Origin of the sequence: Thermovibrio ammonificans HB-1 (genome assembly GCF_000185805.1) — a bacterium.
GTDB lineage: Bacteria > Aquificota > Aquificia > Desulfurobacteriales > Desulfurobacteriaceae > Thermovibrio > Thermovibrio ammonificans.
Window position 1 is genome coordinate 1119170 of the sequence record NC_014926.1, and the last position, 21736, is coordinate 1140905.

General features: G+C 50.3%; 24 protein-coding genes. 2 read left to right on the forward strand and 22 right to left on the reverse strand.

Going from position 1 to position 21736, the window contains the following annotated elements:
* Together gyrA and serS are read left to right on the forward strand one after the other, a co-directional pair.
* Positions 1 to 2430, forward strand: a complete 2430-nt coding sequence (gene gyrA, locus THEAM_RS05725) for a DNA gyrase subunit A (protein WP_013537891.1) — start codon at positions 1 to 3, stop codon at positions 2428 to 2430.
* Positions 2423 to 3706 (forward strand): serine--tRNA ligase, encoded by a 1284-nt coding sequence (serS, locus tag THEAM_RS05730; protein ID WP_013537892.1) that lies wholly within the window; start codon positions 2423 to 2425, stop codon positions 3704 to 3706. Before gyrA ends, serS begins: the two co-directional genes overlap by 8 nt.
* Positions 3707 to 3721: 15 nt before the next feature.
* Here the strand turns inward: serS and THEAM_RS05735 are convergent, their stop codons facing one another.
* The 22 genes from THEAM_RS05735 to THEAM_RS05840 form a co-directional block, all read right to left on the reverse strand.
* Positions 3722 to 4126, reverse strand: coding sequence for a hypothetical protein (locus THEAM_RS05735; RefSeq protein WP_013537893.1), 405 nt, complete (start codon positions 4124 to 4126; stop codon positions 3722 to 3724).
* A gap of 18 nt (positions 4127 to 4144) precedes the next feature.
* Positions 4145 to 5104, reverse strand: a complete 960-nt coding sequence (locus THEAM_RS05740; RefSeq protein ID WP_013537894.1) for a hypothetical protein — start codon at positions 5102 to 5104, stop codon at positions 4145 to 4147.
* A complete protein-coding gene (locus THEAM_RS05745) occupies positions 5101 to 5544 on the reverse strand; it encodes a PilV family protein (protein WP_013537895.1) in 444 nt (147 codons plus the stop codon). Before THEAM_RS05745 ends, THEAM_RS05740 begins: the two co-directional genes overlap by 4 nt.
* The gene (locus THEAM_RS05750) at positions 5535 to 5981 is read right to left on the reverse strand and encodes a pilus assembly FimT family protein (RefSeq protein ID WP_013537896.1); all 447 of its coding nucleotides are present in this window, start codon (positions 5979 to 5981) and stop codon (positions 5535 to 5537) included. Before THEAM_RS05750 ends, THEAM_RS05745 begins: the two co-directional genes overlap by 10 nt.
* 3 nt (positions 5982 to 5984) lie before the next feature.
* Positions 5985 to 9662 carry a pilus assembly protein gene (locus THEAM_RS05755; RefSeq protein ID WP_013537897.1) on the reverse strand — a complete coding sequence of 1226 codons (3678 nt, stop codon included), beginning with the start codon at positions 9660 to 9662 and terminating at the stop codon, positions 5985 to 5987.
* Complete coding sequence (locus tag THEAM_RS05760) at positions 9659 to 9874, reverse strand: hypothetical protein (protein ID WP_041439483.1); 216 nt, start codon at positions 9872 to 9874, stop codon at positions 9659 to 9661. The genes THEAM_RS05755 and THEAM_RS05760 overlap by 4 nt, the downstream gene beginning before the upstream one ends.
* Before the next feature lie 177 nt (positions 9875 to 10051).
* Positions 10052 to 11017: a sensor histidine kinase gene (locus THEAM_RS05765; protein ID WP_013537899.1), complete on the reverse strand. Its 966-nt coding sequence runs from the start codon at positions 11015 to 11017 to the stop codon at positions 10052 to 10054.
* Entirely contained in the window at positions 11014 to 11658 is a 645-nt protein-coding gene (locus THEAM_RS05770; protein WP_013537900.1) for a response regulator transcription factor, read from the reverse strand. Before THEAM_RS05770 ends, THEAM_RS05765 begins: the two co-directional genes overlap by 4 nt.
* A gap of 6 nt (positions 11659 to 11664) precedes the next feature.
* Positions 11665 to 12411 (reverse strand): LPS export ABC transporter ATP-binding protein, encoded by a 747-nt coding sequence (gene lptB, locus THEAM_RS05775; protein WP_013537901.1) that lies wholly within the window; start codon positions 12409 to 12411, stop codon positions 11665 to 11667.
* Positions 12383 to 12904, reverse strand: a complete 522-nt coding sequence (lptA, locus tag THEAM_RS05780) for a lipopolysaccharide transport periplasmic protein LptA (protein WP_013537902.1) — start codon at positions 12902 to 12904, stop codon at positions 12383 to 12385. The genes lptB and lptA overlap by 29 nt, the downstream gene beginning before the upstream one ends.
* Positions 12901 to 13431, reverse strand: coding sequence for an LPS export ABC transporter periplasmic protein LptC (gene lptC / locus THEAM_RS05785; protein WP_013537903.1), 531 nt, complete (start codon positions 13429 to 13431; stop codon positions 12901 to 12903). Before lptC ends, lptA begins: the two co-directional genes overlap by 4 nt.
* Positions 13421 to 13894, reverse strand: a complete 474-nt coding sequence (locus tag THEAM_RS05790) for a KdsC family phosphatase (protein WP_013537904.1) — start codon at positions 13892 to 13894, stop codon at positions 13421 to 13423. The genes lptC and THEAM_RS05790 overlap by 11 nt, the downstream gene beginning before the upstream one ends.
* Positions 13891 to 14442, reverse strand: coding sequence for a metallophosphoesterase (locus THEAM_RS05795; RefSeq protein WP_013537905.1), 552 nt, complete (start codon positions 14440 to 14442; stop codon positions 13891 to 13893). Before THEAM_RS05795 ends, THEAM_RS05790 begins: the two co-directional genes overlap by 4 nt.
* Before the next feature lie 44 nt (positions 14443 to 14486).
* Complete coding sequence (locus THEAM_RS05800) at positions 14487 to 15731, reverse strand: cytochrome-c peroxidase (protein ID WP_013537906.1); 1245 nt, start codon at positions 15729 to 15731, stop codon at positions 14487 to 14489.
* Between the two features lie 68 nt (positions 15732 to 15799).
* Positions 15800 to 16417 carry a dethiobiotin synthase gene (bioD, locus tag THEAM_RS05805; RefSeq protein WP_013537907.1) on the reverse strand — a complete coding sequence of 206 codons (618 nt, stop codon included), beginning with the start codon at positions 16415 to 16417 and terminating at the stop codon, positions 15800 to 15802.
* Complete coding sequence (locus tag THEAM_RS05810; RefSeq protein ID WP_013537908.1) at positions 16405 to 16659, reverse strand: hypothetical protein; 255 nt, start codon at positions 16657 to 16659, stop codon at positions 16405 to 16407. The genes bioD and THEAM_RS05810 overlap by 13 nt, the downstream gene beginning before the upstream one ends.
* Positions 16641 to 16991, reverse strand: coding sequence for a flagellar export chaperone FliS (gene fliS, locus THEAM_RS05815; RefSeq protein ID WP_013537909.1), 351 nt, complete (start codon positions 16989 to 16991; stop codon positions 16641 to 16643). The genes THEAM_RS05810 and fliS overlap by 19 nt, the downstream gene beginning before the upstream one ends.
* A 9-nt stretch (positions 16992 to 17000) precedes the next feature.
* Positions 17001 to 18350 carry a flagellar filament capping protein FliD gene (gene fliD / locus THEAM_RS05820; RefSeq protein ID WP_013537910.1) on the reverse strand — a complete coding sequence of 450 codons (1350 nt, stop codon included), beginning with the start codon at positions 18348 to 18350 and terminating at the stop codon, positions 17001 to 17003.
* 22 nt (positions 18351 to 18372) lie between these two features.
* Positions 18373 to 18723, reverse strand: coding sequence for a flagellar protein FlaG (locus THEAM_RS05825; RefSeq protein WP_013537911.1), 351 nt, complete (start codon positions 18721 to 18723; stop codon positions 18373 to 18375).
* 52 nt (positions 18724 to 18775) lie between these two features.
* A complete protein-coding gene (locus THEAM_RS05830; RefSeq protein ID WP_013537912.1) occupies positions 18776 to 19633 on the reverse strand; it encodes a flagellin in 858 nt (285 codons plus the stop codon).
* Positions 19617 to 20891 carry a glycosyltransferase family 2 protein gene (locus THEAM_RS05835; RefSeq protein WP_013537913.1) on the reverse strand — a complete coding sequence of 425 codons (1275 nt, stop codon included), beginning with the start codon at positions 20889 to 20891 and terminating at the stop codon, positions 19617 to 19619. The genes THEAM_RS05830 and THEAM_RS05835 overlap by 17 nt, the downstream gene beginning before the upstream one ends.
* Positions 20882 to 21736, reverse strand: coding sequence for a hypothetical protein (locus tag THEAM_RS05840; protein WP_013537914.1), 855 nt, complete (start codon positions 21734 to 21736; stop codon positions 20882 to 20884). The genes THEAM_RS05835 and THEAM_RS05840 overlap by 10 nt, the downstream gene beginning before the upstream one ends.

Sequence of the window (21736 nt, forward strand, 5' to 3'; positions counted from 1 at the left end):
GTGGAGAGGATTGTCCCCGTTCCAATAGAAGAGGAGATGAAACACTCCTACCTCGATTACGCCATGAGCGTAATCGTAGGTAGGGCACTGCCCGACGTAAGAGACGGTTTGAAGCCGGTCCACAGGAGAATCCTCTACTCGATGTACCAGCTCGGTCTTATGCCCGACAAGCCCTTCAAAAAGAGCGCGAGGATTGTCGGCGAAACCTTGGGTAAGTTCCACCCCCACGGAGATACGGCCGTTTACGACGCCTTAGTGAGAATGGCCCAGGACTTCTCTATGAGGTACCCCCTCATAGAGGGGCAGGGGAACTTCGGTTCGATAGACGGCGACTCGGCCGCCGCAATGCGTTACACCGAAGCGAGGCTATCAAAAATAGCCCTTGAGCTTTTAAAGGACATAGAGAAAGACACCGTTGACTTTAAGCCCAACTTCGACGGCTCCCTTGAAGAGCCGGAAGTTCTGCCGGCGAAGTTCCCGAACCTCCTCGTAAACGGAGCTTCGGGTATAGCCGTAGGTATGGCAACAAACATCCCTCCCCACAACATCAGCGAGGTATGCAAGGCCGTCCAGTACCTTGTAGACCACCCCGAAGCGACAACCGAGGAGCTGATGCAGTTTATAAAGGGCCCCGACTTTCCCACCGGGGCCGAGGTAATTAACCCCGAGGAGCTCCCCAAAATCTACAAAAAGGGGAGGGGCAGCGTAACCATAAGGGCGAAACACACCATAGAGGAGGTGCGTAAACGTTCGGCGATAGTTATAACCGAGCTTCCCTACCAGGTTAACAAGGCAGACCTCATAAAGAAAATAGCGGAGCTCGTTAAGGAGAAGAAGATAGACGGCATAGCCGACATAAGAGACGAATCGGACAGAGAGGGCATCCGGGTTGTTATAGAGCTCAAAAGGGACGCAACCCCTCAGGTGGTCCTCAACAGGCTCTACAAGCTCACCCCGCTGCAGACCAACTTCAACTTCAACATGATTGCCCTTGTTAATGGGGAGCCGAAGCTCTTAAACCTCAAGCGCTACCTTGAAGAGTTCATCGGCTTCAGGCGGGAGGTCATACTGAGGAGAACCGCCTACCTGCTGAGGAAGGCCGAAGCGAGACTCCACATATTAGAAGGGCTCAGGAAGGCCCTCGAGAACATAGACGCAGTTGTAAAGCTGGTTAAAGAAGCCCCCTCTCCCCAGGAGGCACTCGAGGGGCTCAGGGAGAAGTTCGAACTATCGGAAGCTCAGGCAAAGGCCATTTTAGATATGAAACTCCAGCGGCTTACCGGCTTAGAGCGAGAGAAAATAGACCAAGAGCACGCCGCCCTTACAGAAGAGGCCAACTACTACAGGTTCGTTATGGAAAGCGACCAAGAGCAGCGCAGACTCATAAAAGAGGAAATGGCCCAAATAATAGAGAAGTTCGGAGACCAAAGGAGAACAAAAATAGTCTCCAAAGAGAGCGAAATAGACATAGAATCGATGATAGAAGACGAAGAGGTGATAATCTTCCTAACCCATAAAGGGTTCGTAGCAAGGGTCTCTGCCGGCACCTACAGAACCCAAAGCAGGAGCGGAACCGGTGTAAGGGGAATAAAAACCCGAGAAGGCGACTTCGTTAAAGACATGATAACCGCCTCCTCTAAGGACTACCTGCTGATATTCACAAACCAGGGTAAAGTCTACTGGCTGAAGGCATACGAAATACCCAAAATGGAAAGGCCCTCAAGAGGCCACTCCATAAGGAACTTCCTACCCGGAATGGCGGGCAACGAAATAGTATCCCGAATAATCCCAGTAAAAGAGTTCTCACTGAACAAAGACGTCTTCTTCGTGACCCAAAGGGGGTACGTGAAGAGAACCCCTCTTAAAGAGTTTTCAAATCCGCGCTCCACAGGCATCAACGCAATCAACCTTGAACCCGGAGACAGACTCGTTTACGTAGGACTCGTAAGCGACAAAGACAACATAATACTCATCTCCAAAAACGGCAGGGCAATAAAATTCCCGGTAGCAGACGTCAGACAGATGGGAAGAAACGCCAGGGGCGTAAGGGGAATACTACTCGACCCCGACGACTCCGTAGTTGCCGCCGCAGTTGTTGAACCAGAAGACCGCTTCCTGCTGATAGTAACCGAGAAAGGCTACGGCAAGCGAGTTGAAATAGAGGAGTTTCACCTGCAACGCAGGGGCGGCAAGGGCCTCATAGCCGCAAAACTCTCCGAGAAAACCGGCAAAGTGGCCGACGCCACAACACTGAAAGACGACGAACCCATAATACTCGTTTCAAAGAAGGGCAAAATCATCAGGGTAAAAAGCGCCGACATACCGGTTTACGGCAGGCACACAAGGGGAGTAAGAATCCAAAAACTGGCCGAAGACGATGCGGTAGTATCGGTATCTAAAGTAACCGAGGCGGAGGAGGAAAATGATTGACATAAAGGCTCTAAGGAGAGAACCGGAGAAGTTCAAAGAGCTCCTCTCAAGGAGAGACCCCCTATACGCCTCAATGGTAGACGAACTGCTCGCCGTAGATGCCGAGAGAAGGGCCCTGATAACAGAAGCAGAGAACTTGAAGGCGAGGAGGAACAAGCTTTCAAAGGAGATAGGAAAGCTCTTTAAAGAGGGCAGAAGAGAAGAGGCCCTCAAACTCAAAGCAGAGGTAGAGGAGATATCGGAAAAACTCGTTAAAGTAGAGAGAGAGCTCGCCGAGGTCGAGAAAAAGTTCAACAGACTCATACTCTCCATACCGAACCCTCCTCACCCTTCCGTCCCCGTAGGGGAAGACGAAAACGACAACGTAGTGGTAAGAGTGTGGGGAGAGAAACCCAAATTTGACTTCACGCCCGTTCCCCACTGGGACATAGCAAAATCCCTCGACATACTCGACTTCGAAAGGGCAACAAAGCTGGCAGGTTCAAGGTTTGTGGTCTATAAAAAGTGGGGAGCGAAACTGGAAAGGGCCCTGATAAACTTCATGCTCGACCTCCACACAACGGAGCACGGCTACCAGGAGATAATTCCTCCCTTCCTCGTCAACACAAAAACGATGACCGGAACTGGCCAGCTTCCCAAGTTCGAAGAGGACCTCTACAAAATAGAGGGCGAAGACCTGTGGCTGATACCGACTGCGGAAGTCCCCCTTACCAACCTACACGCCAACGAAATACTGCCCGAAAAAGCCCTTCCCATCTACTACACCGCCTACACGCCGTGCTTCAGAAAAGAGGCGGGAGCCCACGGAAGAGACGTAAGGGGAATAATGAGACTCCACCAGTTCAACAAAGTCGAACTGGTGAAAATCGTTCACCCCGAAACGAGCTACGACGAACTCGAAAAACTCGTAAAAGAGGCAGAAAAGGTCCTACAGCTCCTCGGACTCCACTACAGGGTTGTGGAGCTCTGCACCGGAGACTTGGGGTTCTCCGCTGCGAAAACTTACGACATAGAGGTCTGGATACCCTCTCAGGAGAGGTACAGGGAAATCTCCTCCTGCTCAAACTGCGAAGACTTCCAAGCAAGAAGGGCAAAAATAAGGTTCAGGGACAAAGAGGGAAAAACCCAACTCGTTCATACATTAAACGGTTCCGGCCTTGCCGTTGGGAGAACGGTTATAGCAATTCTGGAACAGTTCCAACAGAAGGACGGAAGCGTGAAAGTTCCAGAAGTTCTGCAAGACTACCTCAAAACCAAAGTAATCACTCCGGAGTAGGGCTCCTAAGGGGCCCTACTGAACCTTATACACAAAATCGACCACAGCCTTCTCGTTTGGAACCTTCTTGTTATAGACCTTAACCTCTACGGCGTAAACAGTGGCACCGGTAGCCGTATCGACAACCCTCCTCAGGAGGCGAGCCGAAGCAACGTAATCCCCGAAAGTGGAGTAACTTCCGAGGTTTATAGGCTGGTCCGGTAAGTTACAGTTGGTATAGTTACAGAGCTCATCCTCTTCCATAAGCCTCATCAGGTATGAAGAGACCCCTTTCGCAACTTCTAATGAAGAGGTATAACGGGCCGTACTGCCGGTTATCTTCGTCCCGGTTGTAAGCATATAGAGCATAACGGCCGTGAACCCGAGGGCAATCAACGAGAGAATCAACACCGTGCTCAGAGCTAACCCTTTTCTCCTCATAAAAGGCTCCACAAACAGTTAATGAACAAGGTTCATAGGCTGAACCGTCAGCTTTACCACCTTCCAGTGGTAGTGTATTGCATCGGGCGTTGAAGGTAAACGTAAAGTCACTCCGTCGATGGTGGTGGAACCGGTAAACGTATAGTTGGGATCCTTCTTTCCTTCCCTGATCAGAAGGTAGATGTGAACGAGCTTCAAGTTCTTCCGCTCATCAAGAGCGGTAGCGCTTTTAACTGCAGGGTCCGTAAGGGGGTCAACGTAGGTGCTGTTCCCCCAGTCGTAGCGAACCTGGAAATCTGCAACGCAGTCTATCATAGGCCTTACCCTACCCGACGGCTTGCCGGTCGAGGTCAACTTCCAGCTGACCTTCCTGCCGAGTGTGTAAAGGTCGGGACACACCGGGTTAGGGGAAGTAGGTGAACGGTACAGGTAGTACTCAATCTGAGCACACACCTCGGTAGAGCAAATGGGAGCTGCAGAACCTATATCGGGAATAGGGTAAGTGAGGTAGTAGCCGGTATCAGGACAAACGTAATCGCTGTTACCGGCAACCACATCTCCCTGAAGGTTCAGGAAAACGGCCTTGGCCGAAGAAGGGAAAACCCACTCCGAAAGGGGAGGAGCAAGCTGCGTAGGCGCGCTACCGGAGGCGGCACAGTTAACGAGAGCCCACCCCCTTGTCAGGTCGTTCGTAATATCGTAGGTGGAGCGGATTATAAGGTCGTAACCGCTGGCACCGTAAGCAACGGTCTCAATGGGAAGCGAAGGCTCGTTAACGCCGATACCGTAACCCGCATGTTCAACATCCTGCCTCAGAATCTCAAGCCCCACCATTGACTGAATCTGAACGGTAGATTCCGAACTACGCTGGAGGAAACCTTTAAACAGATAGGTATAACCGAAGTAAATAGCCGATAGAACAAAAACGGTAATGCCCAGAACTATAAAAAGCTCCAGGAGAGAGAATCCCCTTCTCATAGTTCCTTCCTGATAATCGTAGTTCCGGAAATACTGTGATACCTACCCTTGTAGAACCAACATACAGTTAAGTTGACCTCTTTAAGCTCAAGGGCCGTATTCTCATTTATATCGTAGTAAAGGCCGTACTCTTGAGGTCTGCTCCATATATACCTTACAACAACGTTCTTCCCGGTTAGCAGGGCATCTTTACAGCTGGTGGTTCCGTTATCGAGGTTTGCCTCGGTAACGTTGTCGTAGTCCATCTCCCTCACCTGCTCGAGCTTCTGATGGAGAAGCCTGACTGCCTGATACTGAATCATCTTCACCATCTCGAATTTTTTAACAAAAACCGCAGAAGCGAGCAAACCAAGGAAAACCACAAGACCTATAGCAACCGCAAGGAGCACCTCTACCATGGAGAAGGCACCCCTTTTTATTTTTCTTTTAACTATTCGCATACCCGTTTCCCCGAACTAAGAACCGTTTTCCCCATTCTCACCCTTACACCGTCGCTCTTAATACAGCTGTACTTGGCGTCTACCGAGAGGTCCCCCAGGTAAATTATTGAGGTGTTGTTGGGTAACCCCTTCTCATCTATTTCTATAGTACCGGAGAAAGGATTTTTCAAATGAATTACTTTAACAACTGCATAGGTACCCGAGGAGGTTTGCTCCTCAACCGTTACCTGAGTACCCGAAACAACAATCTTGGCAGGAATCTTCTCGGTAAAAGACTTGGTCCTTTGAAGCTCAACCAGCGAGTAAATACGACGGGTATCGTTTTCTACACTTACTCTCTTCTCCCAAGAGTGGTACTTAAGGTAGGCCAGGGCCAATACGGCCCCGGCAAGTACAAGAGCCACCAGAATTTCTATAACTGTTAGCCCTTTCCTCATTCCTTACCTTTCAAGCCACAGTAGTAACGTTCCAACGAGCCTGGAGCCCGGAGCTATAAACGGCGGAGCAGACTCCGGAGCAATTCCAGTATACCAGGAAGTAGCCCTGTTACCTGCGGAGGTAAACACCTGGGCCACGTTATTAACCTGGTTCTGCTTATCAAACTTAATGGTAATCTGCTGAATGTTGGCACCGGAAAGCTGAAGCAGCAAGGTTCCGTATACCTTGTTTATACCGTAAGTTGAACAATCCTCCAAGATGCTCCCGCCGGTAGCACAGTTCAGAGCCCAAACCCTCGTCCTACCTCCGGAACTACAGATATCGTCGGTAGGTTCAATAGTTGTAAAGAGAACAACGTTCTGGTCGGTGGTGGTTGGGTCGGAAATGTCACGCTCCTTAAAGTAACCCTCGTCCTGGGTATTAAGCTCTATGTACCAACCCCTAATAACGCCGTTTGCAGCATCTGTGCAGACGTTCTGGGAGTTGTCCGAAGCATCGGTTACAACCGTACAGCTATCCCCGTTACAGCTCAGAGACAGTCCGTATAGCCTGTTTGCCTGACCGGGAAGGACGTTATCGGTCTTGTAGAACCACCTACCCGTGCCGAAGTAGATGTAGTACCTGCTGAAGCACTTGGCGGCCTTTATCCTTGCAGTAACCGGAGGTATAGCATCATCTAAATAGGTGTAGAACTTCCAGTTGAGGGGGTTGGGGTCCCTAACATCGGCCATAACTATGCCGCCCTTCCAGTTCTTCATATCCCCATCTTTCCGGGCGTAGCCGAAGAAGACGTAATCTGTGCTTCCATCTCCGTTAACGTCGAGTCCTTCACTCATCAAACGGCCGCCAAAAGCGTCGTTTATAACCCGCCCGGTTGTAGAGCCGGCAGGGATGAAGGTGTCGAAGGTAGCCACCTCTTTACCAGAGAGGAGGTCTACCACGAAAACTTTCAAAGGCTGATTGGAGTCTCCGTTATAGGTTTCCGGTCCGGAAACAAACATCAGATACGCCTTGTCTCCTTTACGTATCAACGACGGACCGGAATAGGTAAAGCCCAGTCCGGGAGCCGTGAACTCCCAGAGAACTTTAACGCCGTCGGGCTGCGGGTTTGTCACATCGAGGGCAAAGTAGGCAGAGAGCCCCGTGCAGGAAGCAGAGGAGCAGGTATCGGCAGGGGGCTTAACGCAGTTGTCACCACCGACACAAGCTGCCCCTCCAAGGCGCATGCCGCCGATGAGTATCTTCCTACCGTTAACGGTGTAAACCTGAGGTGTAAGGTCAACAAAGTAAGTATGGCAGTAATCTTTCCCCGTTAAGAAGCGGAGGTAGGGAAGTGCATCTTTGGGGATAAAGGCCCACAACTCCTCACCGAGCTTATCGGTAGTGTCGTCGGTAGAACTGTTCTGGATGGCCACAGGGTGTTTTGTATCTCCTGCATTCTTCTTAACGTAGCCTGCAAGGAAAGCGTGGAGCATTCCGTCGTTTGCTCCCACAAAAACAACGTTGTAGTTTCCGTAGTTAACTATGGTAGGTGTGGAATAGTCTATATCGCCGAGCTTCCAAATCCTGTCCTTTCCGCAGGCAAGATTCCTACAGTTAGAGAAGTCTACAGGCTCTCCCCTTACGAACTTAACGAGCTTCTCGTAGTTTACGGTTCCGTCGGGGTTAAGAACGCATGCGGGGAAGAGGTTCGGGTCGGTCCCGAGAAGCTGCTTAAAGTCATTAAGGTTAGCAACGGTAAACGGCACCTTGTTAGAGCCGGTTGTGGTTGTAAAGATGTTCCTGTCGCTACCGGGAGTTTCTGCAAGTATCTCACCCTCTTCCCAAAGGGGGTGAAGCTCGGGAGAGTCAAAAGAATCCACGGTAGTTACAAGGTCTCCTCTACTGCCGTCGGCTTTCGGCTCGTAAATCTTTATCTTAAGGTTGTTATCCTCTATTGCCCACTCGAGAATCCTATCCTTATCAACGTCGAGAACGAGGTTCTCGTTCGTATCCTCCCTAATGTTCTGGTTTGTCCTCGTGTTATAGAACCACCAGGTGTAGAGGTAACCGGGCCAGGTTACCTGGTAATACCTATCGGTATCGGGGTCGTAGATGTTCTTCATAGTGTAGAAAACCGACTGCTGAAGGGTAAAGCCGAGCTTGCTCTTCTCCGGAAGACCCATAACAGAGGTACCGGAAGCCCTCTGAAGTATCTTGTAGAACACGCTCTCTATGGCTGCCTTCAGCTGCTCGGGGTCGGAGCCCTCAAAGTAGTTATCAGGCAGACCGTCTCCGTTGGCATCCCACTCGGAGCAGGCAGGTTCAACATCGTTGAAGGAGCCGCACGGAGCAGACTTGGTATCGCTGCACACAGGTGCAGGGGGAACAGAAGAGTAGTTGCAGGGGTACCCGTCTCCGTCTTCGTCGAGGAAACCTCCGAATATGGCCGTATTTTCAAGGGATTTAACGCCGTAACAGGAGTCTTTATCGCCTTTACACTCTTTAGTGCTCATAAACGCAGCCACCGTGTAAACGTCTACGTTCTGAACGCCGGTGAGCGTGTCTACAAGGTCGTTTACGTGCATATCGTAAGCGGGAACGGCAGGGTCTATAGCACAGGAGTACCTTACGTTAGTGTCAACGGGGTCTTTTACACACTTGGAGTTGTTATCGCAGGAGGGGCAGGCCCTTTCGGCAGAGAAGATGTGGCCGTTCCAGGCACCGTCGGAGATTAAAACCGTAAAGTTCTTCGCACAGTGAACTTCCACCTTCTGACCGTCTACATCAAAGGTGTAAGGGTCAAGGTAGTTGGGGTCACTCTTTCTAAAACCGAAGTTCCAAACACCGTCTTCTCTGGCGAAGTACCTTTTTATCTCATCGAGTACTTCTCCGGTAGGAGTTCCGCCGTTGGGAACTTCGTTGTTTATCAGATCTATAATTTTGGAGTAGTCGTAGGTGGGATAGACCCAGTCCCTTATGGGGTTTAAGTAATCTAAGCTGCACCATCCACCACGGGAACAATTACACTTAGAGTAGCAGTGGTTTTTACAGTAACTATCACTATGACCTTCACTCTTACATTTGCTGTAACACCTTGAAAGACACTTCGGGCAATCACTATCGTAATCTAAACAAACTGTAGAGCCGGGATAGATAACAAGCCCTATTCGGGGTTTTTCCCTTCTTCTCTCTAATTTCTGAAGGATTCCTTCTACTTCCCCCGTTTCAGGGTTGTAAGAAGAGACATCTGTTGCTTTTATATAAAGGGTATTTCCTTTTTTATCTGTAGCAGCAAGTTCCACATATCTATCTCCATAAAACTCAACTACCTTCCCTCCGGTGAGTATCCACCTAAGAATATCTATACGGGTCATATACTCTCTATTAAGCTTGCTACCGAGTTTACTTTTTCCCTTGTACTTAGAACAAAGGGTCCAAACTTTTCTCCCATGAATCGTAGACTTACAATAATATCTATCGGGAATGAAATAGCCGTAATAAACACTCTTCTTCTTCCCTTCATATGCCTTCCAAGCCATACTGCCGCTGTAGTCGAGTGCCAACATAACGTTGGCAAAGGCCCCCTTCTGAATAAAGGGAGGTACCGCACAGTAGTCGGAGGGGGCGGTTGCTCCGGCAGGTTTTACAAGCAGGCCCAAAGCCACTAAAACGGTTATTATCAAGGAAAGCAGCCTCATCTTTCTCCTCCCTTAAGAGGCTTACAGGTTATAGTGGTTCCGAAAGCTTTACACTTAAGGAGCGTTCCCTCCGGGTAAGAGGGTGCACCTTCAACTTCAAGTAGTGAGTTCCTAAAGGTAACGAAATTTGTTTGAATGGTCAGCGGAGAGCTCGCCACAACTCGGGCGGTAAAGGTGACCACCTCTCCGAATACCTGTTCTCCCCACTCCATTTTTTTTAGGTGTCTCTCCTGTTTAAACTTTGGTTCATCGGCATTCGAAGACGAAAACAGACTACCGCCTAAAAGGAGGGCTGTTATTATTAGAGCCATTTTCCTCATAATCACCCCACGCATCCGGTTCTCAATCTTAAGTTTAGTAATAATAGGTGAAAAAATCGTGAAACCAAACTACTTAACGTAAACCCTTACCTTAAAGAGCTTCCTCCCCGGTATAACCTCCAGCTTCCAGTTTAGCCTTTCTGCAAGGAAATGGGCCAGCTTCAGCCCTATTCCGCTTCCGGGTGTAGTTATCCCTGGGTCGTTTTCAATCTCTATAATCGGCTTAGAACCCTCAAAGTTTAAAGAAATTTTTACAAAACTCCTCGAGTATTTAAATGCATTTTCTATCAGTATTTGAAAGATACTCTCCACTTCTCTCCGTTTTGCCTTAACAGTAAAATGGGGTAAAACAAGCTCCAGTTTTTTATCCGGAAAAAGCGAGTGATACTTTAGGGCAAGTTTCTCTAAAATCGGGCCGATATCTACGTTCTCTTTCTCTGCATCCTCTTCAAAAGTTGAGATATAATTCAAACTTTTTTTAAAATCGCTCTCCAGTATCGAATACGCCTGCTTAATTCTGGACAGAGCCTTCTCGTTAGGGCACTTCATCTCAAGTATCTCAAGGTTTATTTTGTTTAATGACAAAAAATTCCCCAGTTTATGGGTAAAAAGCAGGAAAAAGGTTTTGACCAGCTCCTTGGCCTCCTTTTCCCGCTTTATAAAGAGGGTAACCGTTTTGTAGGCTACGAGAATGGTAAGAACCACTATTGGAACTTCCCATATAAACAGGTAAAAGGCAAAGCGGCGAAGCTCACTCTGAACGTAATCTTCGTTCACGAAGAAAAACTCATCGTTCACCTTGCCCGCAACGCTCCACCTCTCCCCGGGGGGCTTAGGGGATATAACGATATAGGGCGGGAGCTTGAGGGAGACTCCGTAATCTACGGCGAGCTTGTATAGCTCAACTTCCGAGTCTATCTTCTCGAGAATCTGCCTTTTATAGTTTGAAAGGGCAACGAGGTTAACAACGGAAAGGCCCAAAGAGAGGATAAGCGTCAGGAGAACTAAAAGTTTTATCTCTGCCCTTACTTTCATTCCACAAGCTGGTATCCGCGACCCTTATAGGTTTTTATAGCTCCCGGGGGAAGTATCTTTCGGAGCTCCTTTATGTAGGCCCTGAGGACGTCTTCACCGACGTCCTTTCCCTTCCAAACGTAGGAGATAATCCTCTCCTTTGGAAGAATCTCTCCCCTGTGCCTGAGGAGGAAGGTAAGGAGCTCCCAAGCGGTTTTGGAGACCTTTATCTCCTCGTTACCCCGTTTAATTACTCCCCGGGCAAGGTCTATCTCGAGGTCGCCGATTCTCTCTACCTCGCCTCTGGTTCGTCTTCTTGCAAGGACTTTCAGGCGAAGCAGAAGCTCCTTCGGCTCAAAAGGTTTCGTTAGGTAGTCATCGGCTCCCCTGTTAAAGCAGAGCTCTTTATCCTCTATGCGCTGTTTTGCGGTAAGGATGAGCACTGGAAGGTCGGGCTTGCGCCTCTTTATATCGAGGAGCAGGTCTTCCCCCCGATAGTAGCGGAGCATAAGGTCGAGAACAACAACGTCGTAAAGGTTGAGGTCTTCAAACTCTAAGGCCCTCTCGTCTTTAAGCCATTTAACCTCTATACCGTGTGTTACGAGAAACTCCTCTACAGACTCTCCGAGCAGTTCGTTATCCTCTATGAAGAGAACCCGCATGGCACCCTACAGTGAGAAGTCCTCCCCGAGGTATATCTCTCTAACGAGTTCTTGGTTTGCCACCTCGTGGGGCTTTCCCGATGCTATAACTTTACCATGAGCTATGATATAGGCTCTATCTATAATTTTTAAAGTTTCGCGGACGTTGTGGTCGGTTATGAGTATTCCTATGTCCATCTCTTTCAGTTCCTTTATAAGGCCCTGAATGTCGGAAACGGCTATAGGGTCTATTCCTGCAAAGGGCTCGTCGAGAAGGAGAAACTTCGGGTTGATTGTAAGGGCCCTGGCTATCTCTAAGCGCCGCCTCTCACCTCCGGATAAAGAGGCGGCTTTCTGTTTCCTCAGGTGGGCAATACCGAACCTGTTAAGCAGTGAATCGGTTTTCTCCTCTATCTCTCCCTTAGAGTAACCGTGCATCTCAAGAACGGCCTTGATGTTGTCTTCCACGGTGAGTTTTCTGAAGACCGAAGGTTCCTGGGGCAGGTAGGAAAGACCTTTTAGGGCCCTTTCGTAGGTGGGAAGCTCTGTTACGTCCTCTTCCCCTATGAGAACCCTACCGCCGTCGGGCTTGACCAAGCCGACGATACAGTAGAAGGTGGTGGTTTTACCGGCACCGTTTGGCCCGAGCAGGCCGACAACTTCTCCCTCCATTACCTCAACGGTAACGTTGTCTACAACGGTTTTCTTACCGTAGCGTTTGGTTATACGCTCTGCCCTAAGGCAGTTAAGGTCGGGTGGAGTTACCGTTTCCAACTCTGCTCTCCTGGGGGTAGATAACCGTTTTGACTTTCTGTTTTAGGCCTACAACCTCTACCCTGCCATCTCTGTAGGCTATTATTTTGTCGCCTATCAGAACGTTTTTACCCTGTTTAAGCTTTGCGTTACCCAAGAGGACTACCTTCTCCTGCATCGGGTAGTAGATGAGCTCGTCGCACCACCCCTCACCTCGGGGGTCTTTAACGTGGACGTTACCTTCAACTACTATTTTCGTAATCCGGGTTTTGGCGGGCCCAAAGTAGATTATAAGTTTGTCGCCCGTGATTACGGTGGAACCGTGCTGGGCCACAACGCTCCCTATGTAAACGGCCTGCCGTTTTTTGTCGTTGTAGATAAGTTCCTGAGCCTCCACAACAACCGGCAAGTTTTTGTTGACCTCTATCTTCTTCAAAGGGGTACCGGCGTGAGCAAACTCAACGGCAGGGCTGACCAAGAGAACCGTCAAGAAGAGAAACACTACTTTCCTCATTTCAACGCTCCGTAGAGAACCGATTTTACTTTTCCCTTGATTATAACCACCCCTTTATCCACCTTGACAGTACAGGATGCCCCTACCGTGCTCCCCTTGCCCGGGGCGGTAGCGGTGCAGGTTGTAAGGCTTTTAAAGGTTGCAGTTTTCAGGTTGTAAACACCCCGACCGGTGTAAGCCGTGTAGTTTGCAGTAACAAGGCGAGGGGATATAAGGTCTACAATCCCTTTATCCCTGAAGTAAACGGCCGAATCTGCGTATATTTTCACGGGCTCCTTAAGGTAAACGGTTAGAACGGGCTCTTTAAGGTAGATTTTGTCCTTATCTACCATTTGAGCTTCGGGGGCCGAGAGGGTCCAAACCCTTTTACCGGTAGATTCAAGGGTGAAGTTCTCTATGGTCTGCCTCTGGTGGACTTTAACTTTTACTTTAAGGGGCGGCTCTTCCCTCCGGGATAGGAAGAGAACAAGGGGAAGGAGCGACAAAAAGGCGAGGAGAACGGCAAGCCTGTAGAGCTTACGTCTCATCTACGCGCTCTTTTATAAGGTAGTCGATAAACTCCCTTACAGCACCCTTCCCTCCGGGGTAACGGGAAACGAAGTTAACGGCAACTTTTACCTCGGGAACGGCATCCTTCGGAGCACCCGATACTCCGACCCTCTTCAGAAGGGGCAGGTCGGGAAGGTCGTCGCCCATGGCGGCAATTTGAGCGTCGTTTAGGGAGAGCTCCCGTTTTACCTCCTGGTAGAGGGAGAGCTTATCCGATACTCCCTGGTATATACGGGTTACTCCGAGCTCCCTAAAGCGCTTTTCCACTATGGAGCTGAATCTGCCGGAGATTAGAATCACCTCTATTCCGGTGTTAAGGGCACGGACTATGCCGTAGCCGTCTTTTACGTTGAAGCTCTTTAACTCTCTGCCAAAGATGTCGTAGGTTATAGTCCCGTCTGTGAGGACGCCGTCTACGTCGAGGATAAGCGCCTTTATCATAGCGGAAGCTCCTCTTGGGAAACCGGTAAGTAGTTCGTGAACTCTACATTAACATTTACGCATTTTACACGATTAAGGTGACAGCCGCAGAAAACTCCGTAGGGGTTGAAGTGGACGTGGCCGTGAATAAGGAGAGAGGCTCCGGTGGAGCGGAATTCCCGGGTTATACGGGCCTGAAGCTCACAGTAGCGGTAGGTCCGTAAATCCTTCGAAGGAAAGTGGCACAGCAGAAGCCTCTTTCCCTTAATTTCTAAGGCCAGGGAGAAGTCGTAAATCTCGTCAAAGTAGTCTGAAAGCTTCTCCCCCAAAGGCCAGTCGTGATTACCACAAATAAGCACCTTCCTCCCCGGCAGGGAGCGCCAGCGTTCCTTAAAGCCCTCCACCTCTCTCCAGAGGAAGTCCCCGAGGACAAAAAGGGTGTCCCCTTCCCTTAAAACTCTTTCAAGGTTAGAGAGGATTAGCTCCTCAAAACCCTCTCTCCTCTTTAGAGGGCAGAGCTTCAGTATGTTCCTATGAAAAAAGTGGGTGTCGGAAATGAAGTAGAACATGAGGCTAAATATAGCAAAAGGCCCGCTAAAGGCGGGCCCTGAGTTTACTCGGGGTTGTTCCCGGGCAGCTGAGGAACCGTTCTTGCCTCGAGGGGAACTTCTCCCGTAAGGGAGCGGAGGAATGCGGCAATCTTTTCGGCCTGCTCGTCGGTAAGCTTCTTACCGAGCTCCTTCTGGGCCATAATCTTAACCGCTTCTTCCAGGCTGTTTACAGAACCGTCGTGGAAGTAGGGAGCGGTAACTCCAACGTTAAGCAGCTGGGCGGTGCGGAACTTGTACTTATCGGCGGGGTTCTTAGTTACCCTGTAGCGGCCCAAGTCGTTGTTCCACTTAAACTTGTGGAACTGACCGTCGGAGAGGACCGGACCGTTGTGGCAAGCCGTACAGCCGAACTTAACAAAAAGTGCCATTCCCTCCTTCTGCTCCTTGGTGAGGGCGTTCTCGTCTCCGAGGAGGTAGCGCTGGAAGGGAGAGTTGGGAGTATTGAGGGTTCTCTCAAAGGCCGCTATGGCCTTTGCAACGTTGTCAAAGGTCACAGGGTCTTTCTCTCCGGGGAAAGCCTCTTTAAAGAGCTTCACGTACTCGGGTATCGCTTTAAGCCTGCGGACAACAATCTCGGGCGTAGAGTTCATCTCTACGTGGGCCTGTATCGGACCCTTTGCCTGAGCCTCAAGCGTTGGTGCCCTACCGTCCCAGAACTGAACCCTTAAAAAGCCGGAGTTCAAGGTTGTGGGAGCGTTCCTTCCTCCGGTTCTCCAGTGGTCTCCCCTGGAAGTGGGCAGGTTATCGTCTCCGCCTATGGCCAGGTTGTGGCAGGTGTTACAGGAGATAAGCTTGCTCCTTGAGAGCCTCGGGTCGTAGTAGAGCATCTTACCGAGCTTCACCTTGGCAGGGGTAAGGGCGTTATCTGCAGGGATGGGCGGAAGGGCGGGAAGGGGTGTGAAGAACTTTTTATACTTGGCGTAAGGGTCGGCCGAAGAGGCCTTAGTTGTTGCAGAGCTGAAGGAGTGGAACTTTACCCCTTTTTTGGCTCCGAAAGAGGGAGCTCCGCCGAAAAGCTCACGGGCTGCCATGCCGTACCTTAAGCCGGGAGGCATCTTACCGGCCTGAACCATCTTACGAACTGCGGCCATAAACTCCTGCTTAGTATGGAACTTCTTGAGAAGCTGCTCCTTTGAAGGCGCTACAGTCCCGTTGTGACAACCGCTACAGTTTGTCTCCCAAACGCCGGCAAAGGAGGCAGTTGCAGAAAGAAGCGATATGGTGAGAGCGGCAAGGAGTCTCTTCATACTCCCCTCCTGTGAAAAGTTTTCTGATTTAGAAGTTATTCTTTTGCAAGAAAGTTGCAATAAAAGGGTCAAAAGAGATGGGAGACAACCTTTAAAGCGTCTGGCGGGGAACTGAATAGGAAAACTTCTACATCGAGAAGCCTTTTCAGGGTGTCGTAGTTTGTATCTACGCTCTCGTCGTAACGGTTGGGGGAGTTTAAAACAACGCAGGCTACCTTTACACCCGCACTCTTTAAGGCACCAACGGTAAGAAGCGTGTGGTTGATAACCCCGAGCTTGTTAAGGGCAACAACTACCGTTCTTGCCGAAAGGGAAACGGCAAGGTCAAGGTAGGTGTGCTCCCACGTTATCGGCACCATTACTCCGCCTGCCCCTTCAACAACGAGGGGCGAGTAAAGGGCGGAAAGCTCCTCAATCCTGCTCACAACGGCTTTAAAATCGACGGTAACCCCCTCAAGCTCCGCGGCCACCGCCGGGGCAAGGGGTCTTTTTAAGGAGTAAACCGGCTCAAGGTAAACGCCGCTGGCCCGGGAGAGCAACAGGGCATCTTCACACTCGGGCTCACAGCCCGTTTCAACCGGCTTAAAGGCGGCCGCGTTGAAGCCGCTACCCCTTAATGCCCGAACCAAAGAGGCGGTGAAGAAGCTCTTCCCTACTCCCGTATCGGTGCCGGTTACAAAGAGCACTTCCCGTAAGACTCCTTAACCTTCTTGGAGTTTGAAAGCTGCTTCAGAAGTTCCTCTTCATTTAACTTGAGCTTTTTCTGGAGGGAGTCAAGGAGCAGGTAGAGCTCCCTCGCCTGAGCCGGAGAGAGAGACGGAAGGAGCTCCGGAAGGCCCGAAAGCAGCTCCGAAGCCTTTTGGTAGTTACCGTTCTCAACCTCAACGATGAGGTTATCCAAAACCTTTTTTAGGCTATCTTTTCCCAACCTTCCTTCACCGTCTCAAGCATGGAAATCATGTTCTTCAAAACTTCAACATCGTTTTTGCTGTTCGCAACGAAGAGCCCTGCCAGCAGGGTATCGTAGAACTCCCTAAGGGCTTTGGCTACATCTCCCCCCTGCTCCATGTCGAGGGAACCGTTTAAAACCCTTATTATCCTGTCGGCCTTGGTTATAGCCTCCACCTTAGCCGGGATATCCCCCCTCTCAATGGCCTCAATGGCCTCTTTCAGCAGCACTATAACCTTCTCGTAGAGCAGCACAACCCTCTCAACGGGAGAGGAGGTCTCAACCTGCATCTTCAAGTACGGATTTACCATCTTCTCTCCTTACTGAGTGGTGTTAGTGGGGAACAGCGTAGGCGTTCCGAAAACGGAAGTGAGCTTGGCCTTTATCTCCTCCATTTGGGCCTGCAGCAGTTGAACCTGAATAAGCTGCTGCTTCAGAACATCCATCTGCTCTTTAAGGTTCTTGTTGAGGAAGTCTATCTGGTCCTCTATGGAGCTTATCTCGTTGTTGTAGTTGTCAATCTGGTTCTCTACGGGGCTATCGGGCCCTTCCAGGAAGAGCAGGTAGTCCTGCATGGAGTTTTTAAGGTCGGTTATGGCATCTTCAACGGCAGATGGGTTGCTGTTCAAGAGGTCGTCGAGCTTGGCAGAGTCTACGGAAACGTGGCCAGTATCCTTGTCGACGTCGAGAATCCCGAGCTGGAAGAGGGGGTCCATCTTGGAGAGTATCGAGGAGCGAATCATAAAGAGGCTCGTGTCGTCGGCAAGAATTCCGTCTTTGCCGGCTTTATCGTTGAGGAAGTCCACAATGGTGTTGTAGGCGTTAACGAACTTATCGAGGGCGTCCTTGAAGGGCTGGAAATCCTGGGTAACGGTCACGGCGGTTGTTCCCGTTGAGTTAACGGTAAGCTCAACCCCGGGAAGGGCGTTATCGAAGGTGTTTGTGCTCGAAGTTATCGTGGTTCCGTAGATGTCTATCTGTGCATCCTGAGCGGTCTGAACGTGGCTGCTGGAGTAGTTGTCGCCCAGCTGAAGCTGGTCGAGCAGGTCTCCGCCGCCCACTTCGGTTATGGATATTGTGTTGTCGGCACCAGTATCAACTCCCCTTAAGAGGAGCCTGTACTGGGAGCCGTCGTAAATTACAGAGGCAACAACCTTATCCTGGGCGTTGTTTATGGCGTCTGCAATCTCAGTTAAAGTGCTCGGCTCTGTGGAGTCGGTTGTGTCGGTGTCGTAGTCTATCGTTGCAACAACCTGACCTGCGTAGCTAATCTGAATGGTTCCGCTCGTTGTTGCAACGGCGGAGGAAAGGTCGGTAACTCCCGCCTGAGAGAGCCAAACGTCGTTCTTCGCAAGAGCGTCAACGGTAACGTCTACGGTTCCGGGTTGAGCGCTCAGCGGGTCTGTAACCTGTGCAGTTAAAACGGAAGGGTCGGAAACGGTCACGCTCTTACTATCTAAAAGGTTAGGAGATGTTAAGGTATCGAAGGCGTCGTAGAGGTTCTGGATATCGGTCTGAAACTCCTTTAGCGCCGAGATTTTCTGGTTTATGGTGTTCTCCTTCTGCTGGAGGAACTGAATAGGCGCACTCTGGCTCTGGTAGTACAGCGAGAGTATCTGCTGGTAGTCGAAACTTCCAACAAGGTTACTGATGTAAAGCTCTCCGGCCATCTTTTCATCTCCTTTAAAACTGTTAAACCTTCTCGTTGTAGAGAAGGCCGGCTATTTCGTTTAAGTACTTTGCAATTTTCAGAACGTACTCCGGCGGTATCTGCCTTATAACTTTGTGGGTGGTTTTGTCTATAACTTTCACTACGATAATGTCGGTGTCTTTGTCTATTTTTATTTCCAGCTGGGTGTTCAGTATACTCAGCTTATCTTTTAGGTCCTTCAGGGCCTCTTGAAGCTGCTCCGGCGTTACTTTCCCCTCTTCACCCTTTTTATTTACGGTCTGCTGAAGCTGCTGCTGCTGTTCTAATCTGTTTATGTTTTGAAGGTTAACGTCTATGGCCGGCTTGGTGGAGGCGATGGGCTTTACATCCATCGGAGTATCTCCGCATTAGTGGTTAAAGGGGGCCGAAGCCCCCGAGTAGGCGTTACCTGAGAAGCTGGAGAACGAGCTGAGGCAGCTGGTTGGCCTGGGAGAGCATAGCCATACCGGACTGCATGAGAATCTGGTCCCTTGTGAACTCAGACATCTCCTTAGCGAAGTCAACGTTCCTAATACGGGACTCGGCCTCTTGAACGTTAATCCTCTGGCTCTCGTTGTTTGTAACTATCTTCTCGAGCTCAATCTGGTAGGAACCGATTTTGGCGTTGAGCTGGTCTACGGCCTTAATGAGGTTGTCGATGTTCTGGATAGCCGCTTCTGCCTTGGTCTGGCTTGTAACGTCGATGGTGTAGCTTGTCTTTCCGATTGTAACGGTAGAAGGAGCGTTTGTGTCGGCAGCTGCAGCAGCGGTAGCCGTCCAGATGGACATTACGAGGGTCTGACCGCTCCTACCGCCGTAGTGGATTGTGAAGGTGTTGGTTGTGGTTGTAAAGATGTTCTTACCGTTGAACTCGGTGTCGCTGAAGATCTTGGAGATAACGTCTACGAGCTTGTTGATGTCCTGTTGTATAATCTTCCTGGTGGCATCGTCCTGGGAGTCGTTTGCAGCTTCAATTGCTTTGGTCTTGATGTCGTTGAGGATGTTGTAAACGTTCTGCAGGGATGCCTGAGCAATCTGGGCGATAGAGATTCCGTCCTGAGAGTTCCTGGTAGCCTGCTCAAGGGAAACGGCGTAGGTCTTGAGCTGGTCGGCGATGTAGAGTCCTGCTGCGTCGTCGGCCGCCCTGTTAATCCTGTAACCGGTAGCAAGCCTTTCAAGGGCTTTGTTCATGGCCTGCTCGGTCTGCATCAGGTTGAAGTGGGTGAAGTCGGCCTGATAGTTGTAGTTAATCCTCAGTGCCATGGCCTACCTCCTTCGTGGTGGTTTTCTGGTTACTATTATCGTTGGGTAGGCCACCGAGTTTAGACTTTAAAGTGAGGATAAGGGAGGTAACCGACGGATACCTCAGGGCCACTTTCTTTAAAACTTTTTCGTCATTAGTCAAAAGGTAGAGAAGTAGACCTAAAAACTTCCCTTTTTTCTTTCTCCAGAGCTTCCTCACCCTCTCTATAAACTCTTCATCGGGCTCAAACCCCAGCTCTCCCCTTATTACCATGTTCTCAAAGGCCAGGGTAGACTCAGAAACTGCAGTGTAGGGGTAGGCAAAGGGGTTTTTTTCAACTTCGTCTGCAAGGAGCGCAAACTTCAGTATCGCCTCCTGAGCCTCCTTTCGGTTTCCCAGCTGTCTCCAGTAGGAGAACTCAAGGAGCAGAATGTCGGGGTGCTCTACCTTTAGCTCCTTAAAGTTGTTTAAAACCTCCTCAAACTCCCGGTAGAGCTCCTCCTGTAGCAGGAGAAACAGGTAGTAGTTATAGGTGTAAACGAGGAAAAAGCCGTAGTCTTTCAAGTTGTTTCCGCTGATAGAGAAGAACTCCCTACAGGCCTTCAGGGCCTCCTTCCTGAAGGCGGGCTCTTCTCTCGCAAGGAGGGTGTAGGTCTGTATCAGGAAGAAGAGCTTCAAGCTGTACTCAAACGGGTCCTTTCCCTTGTAACGCTCAAGTTCTTGTTTCAGAAGCTCTAAGTTGCGCTTACCCTTTTTCAGAAGGGTCTCTAAGTCGGCGTAGCCGTAGTGGTTGACGAAAATCGGCAACCCTACGGTGCACTTAACGGTCGGGCTTTCGTGAACGGCCCCCTCCCACCTGATTGAAGGGTCGTTCCTGTGGATGAAGATGTGGGACGATATAGCCTTTATTCTGCCGAACTGGTCGAAGTTCCTGACCCCTATGGAGATGGAGTCTACCTCGGGAGGAATCTCTTTAAAGGCCCTGAGGGCCTTTCTGTACTCCTCCTCTTCAAGTTCAAAGTCGGCATCGAAGTGCCATATCCAGTCTACGGGGGCGTCTACTTCAGAAATAGCCCTGTTCCTCGCGTCTGCAAACCCCTGCCACCGGTGCTTAACAACTTTACAGCCGTAGGAGCGGGCAATCTCTACGGTTCTATCGGTTGAGCCGGTATCTACCACAACTATCTGGTCGAACTTTCCCCTTATACTCTCCAGAAGGCGGGGAAGGTTCTTCTCTTCGTTCTTGGCAATTACGCAGGCGGCAACTCCTACTCCCACTCTACCCCCTTGAATCCCACCAGTTCTTCCACCTCACGTTCAAGCTCTGCAAGGGTTTCGGAGGGAAGCTCCTCCTTGAGCCTCCTGACCTTTATCTCTTTTTTGGCGTTAATCGGCCTTTCAAGGAGCTTTGCCAGGGGCTCCTTAAGCCGCTCAACCGATTCCCTCGGCAGGGAAAAGAGCCTCTCGAGAAGGCCTGCCGCACCATCGGGCGTTACAAGCTCCTCAAACCTCAACCTGTAGCACCGCCCACCCCTCTCTAAAAGGGCCCTTTCGTAAACCTCCATCCTCTTCTCTATCTCCAGGCAGTACCAGTAGCAGAGCTGGTAGTCGTTGAGACGGCTCCAACCCTCTACCGGGAGGAAAATCGAAGGGTCGTCGGGCTTCAGGTAGTAGATGAGGGCAAGGGGTGTCCTCCCGGGAATAGTGTTGAGCTCAAAGAGGCTCTTTGCCACTTTGCGCCTATCCCTTTTCAGGAGTATAAGTTCGGGAAGGATACCCAGGTCTAAGGTTGGTTCAAAGAAGCCCTTACAGAAGAGGTGGCTCGTCTCGCAGTAAACGGGCTCTTTAAAGCCGGCCACGGCAACCAACTTCTCGTAGGCCATGAACTTCAGGGCAAGGGCCCTGTTTGTCTGGGCCCTCCGCATAACGAGGGCGAAGTTCGGGTCGGGCTCGTGGAGGGAGGCAACGCCGGGAACCAAGGAGAGCAGCGCCGAAAGCAGGGCGGTTCCGCTCCTGCCGGTGGTAACGGTAAAGATGAGCCTCTTACCCTCGAGGGAGGCCTTAACCGCCCCAAAGGCGGAAGAAGTTCTAATCCTCTTTAAAAGACGGCTGTAGCGGTCCAT

What these genes read in the sequence shown, in the direction of transcription:
- lptA (WP_013537902.1), bottom strand. Translation starts at nt 12,904, where the DNA reads ATGAGGAAAGTAGTGTTTCTCTTCTTGACGGTTCTCTTGGTCAGCCCT.
- THEAM_RS05840 (WP_013537914.1), bottom strand. Translation starts at nt 21,736, where the DNA reads ATGGACCGCTACAGCCGTCTTTTAAAGAGGATTAGAACTTCTTCCGCC.
- THEAM_RS05760 (WP_041439483.1), bottom strand. Translation starts at nt 9,874, where the DNA reads ATGGAGTGGGGAGAACAGGTATTCGGAGAGGTGGTCACCTTTACCGCC.
- THEAM_RS05755 (WP_013537897.1), bottom strand. Translation starts at nt 9,662, where the DNA reads ATGAGGCTGCTTTCCTTGATAATAACCGTTTTAGTGGCTTTGGGCCTG.
- THEAM_RS05750 (WP_013537896.1), bottom strand. Translation starts at nt 5,981, where the DNA reads ATGAGGAAAGGGCTAACAGTTATAGAAATTCTGGTGGCTCTTGTACTT.
- THEAM_RS05825 (WP_013537911.1), bottom strand. Translation starts at nt 18,723, where the DNA reads ATGGATGTAAAGCCCATCGCCTCCACCAAGCCGGCCATAGACGTTAAC.
- fliS (WP_013537909.1), bottom strand. Translation starts at nt 16,991, where the DNA reads ATGGTAAATCCGTACTTGAAGATGCAGGTTGAGACCTCCTCTCCCGTT.
- lptC (WP_013537903.1), bottom strand. Translation starts at nt 13,431, where the DNA reads ATGAGACGTAAGCTCTACAGGCTTGCCGTTCTCCTCGCCTTTTTGTCG.
- fliD (WP_013537910.1), bottom strand. Translation starts at nt 18,350, where the DNA reads ATGGCCGGAGAGCTTTACATCAGTAACCTTGTTGGAAGTTTCGACTAC.
- THEAM_RS05740 (WP_013537894.1), bottom strand. Translation starts at nt 5,104, where the DNA reads ATGAGAAGGGGATTCTCTCTCCTGGAGCTTTTTATAGTTCTGGGCATT.
- serS (WP_013537892.1), top strand. Translation starts at nt 2,423, where the DNA reads ATGATTGACATAAAGGCTCTAAGGAGAGAACCGGAGAAGTTCAAAGAG.
- THEAM_RS05795 (WP_013537905.1), bottom strand. Translation starts at nt 14,442, where the DNA reads ATGTTCTACTTCATTTCCGACACCCACTTTTTTCATAGGAACATACTG.
- THEAM_RS05770 (WP_013537900.1), bottom strand. Translation starts at nt 11,658, where the DNA reads ATGCGGGTTCTCTTCATAGAGGATAACGAACTGCTCGGAGAGTCTGTA.
- THEAM_RS05735 (WP_013537893.1), bottom strand. Translation starts at nt 4,126, where the DNA reads ATGAGGAGAAAAGGGTTAGCTCTGAGCACGGTGTTGATTCTCTCGTTG.
- THEAM_RS05765 (WP_013537899.1), bottom strand. Translation starts at nt 11,017, where the DNA reads ATGAAAGTAAGGGCAGAGATAAAACTTTTAGTTCTCCTGACGCTTATC.
- THEAM_RS05790 (WP_013537904.1), bottom strand. Translation starts at nt 13,894, where the DNA reads ATGATAAAGGCGCTTATCCTCGACGTAGACGGCGTCCTCACAGACGGG.
- THEAM_RS05830 (WP_013537912.1), bottom strand. Translation starts at nt 19,633, where the DNA reads ATGGCACTGAGGATTAACTACAACTATCAGGCCGACTTCACCCACTTC.
- THEAM_RS05800 (WP_013537906.1), bottom strand. Translation starts at nt 15,731, where the DNA reads ATGAAGAGACTCCTTGCCGCTCTCACCATATCGCTTCTTTCTGCAACT.
- THEAM_RS05745 (WP_013537895.1), bottom strand. Translation starts at nt 5,544, where the DNA reads ATGCGAATAGTTAAAAGAAAAATAAAAAGGGGTGCCTTCTCCATGGTA.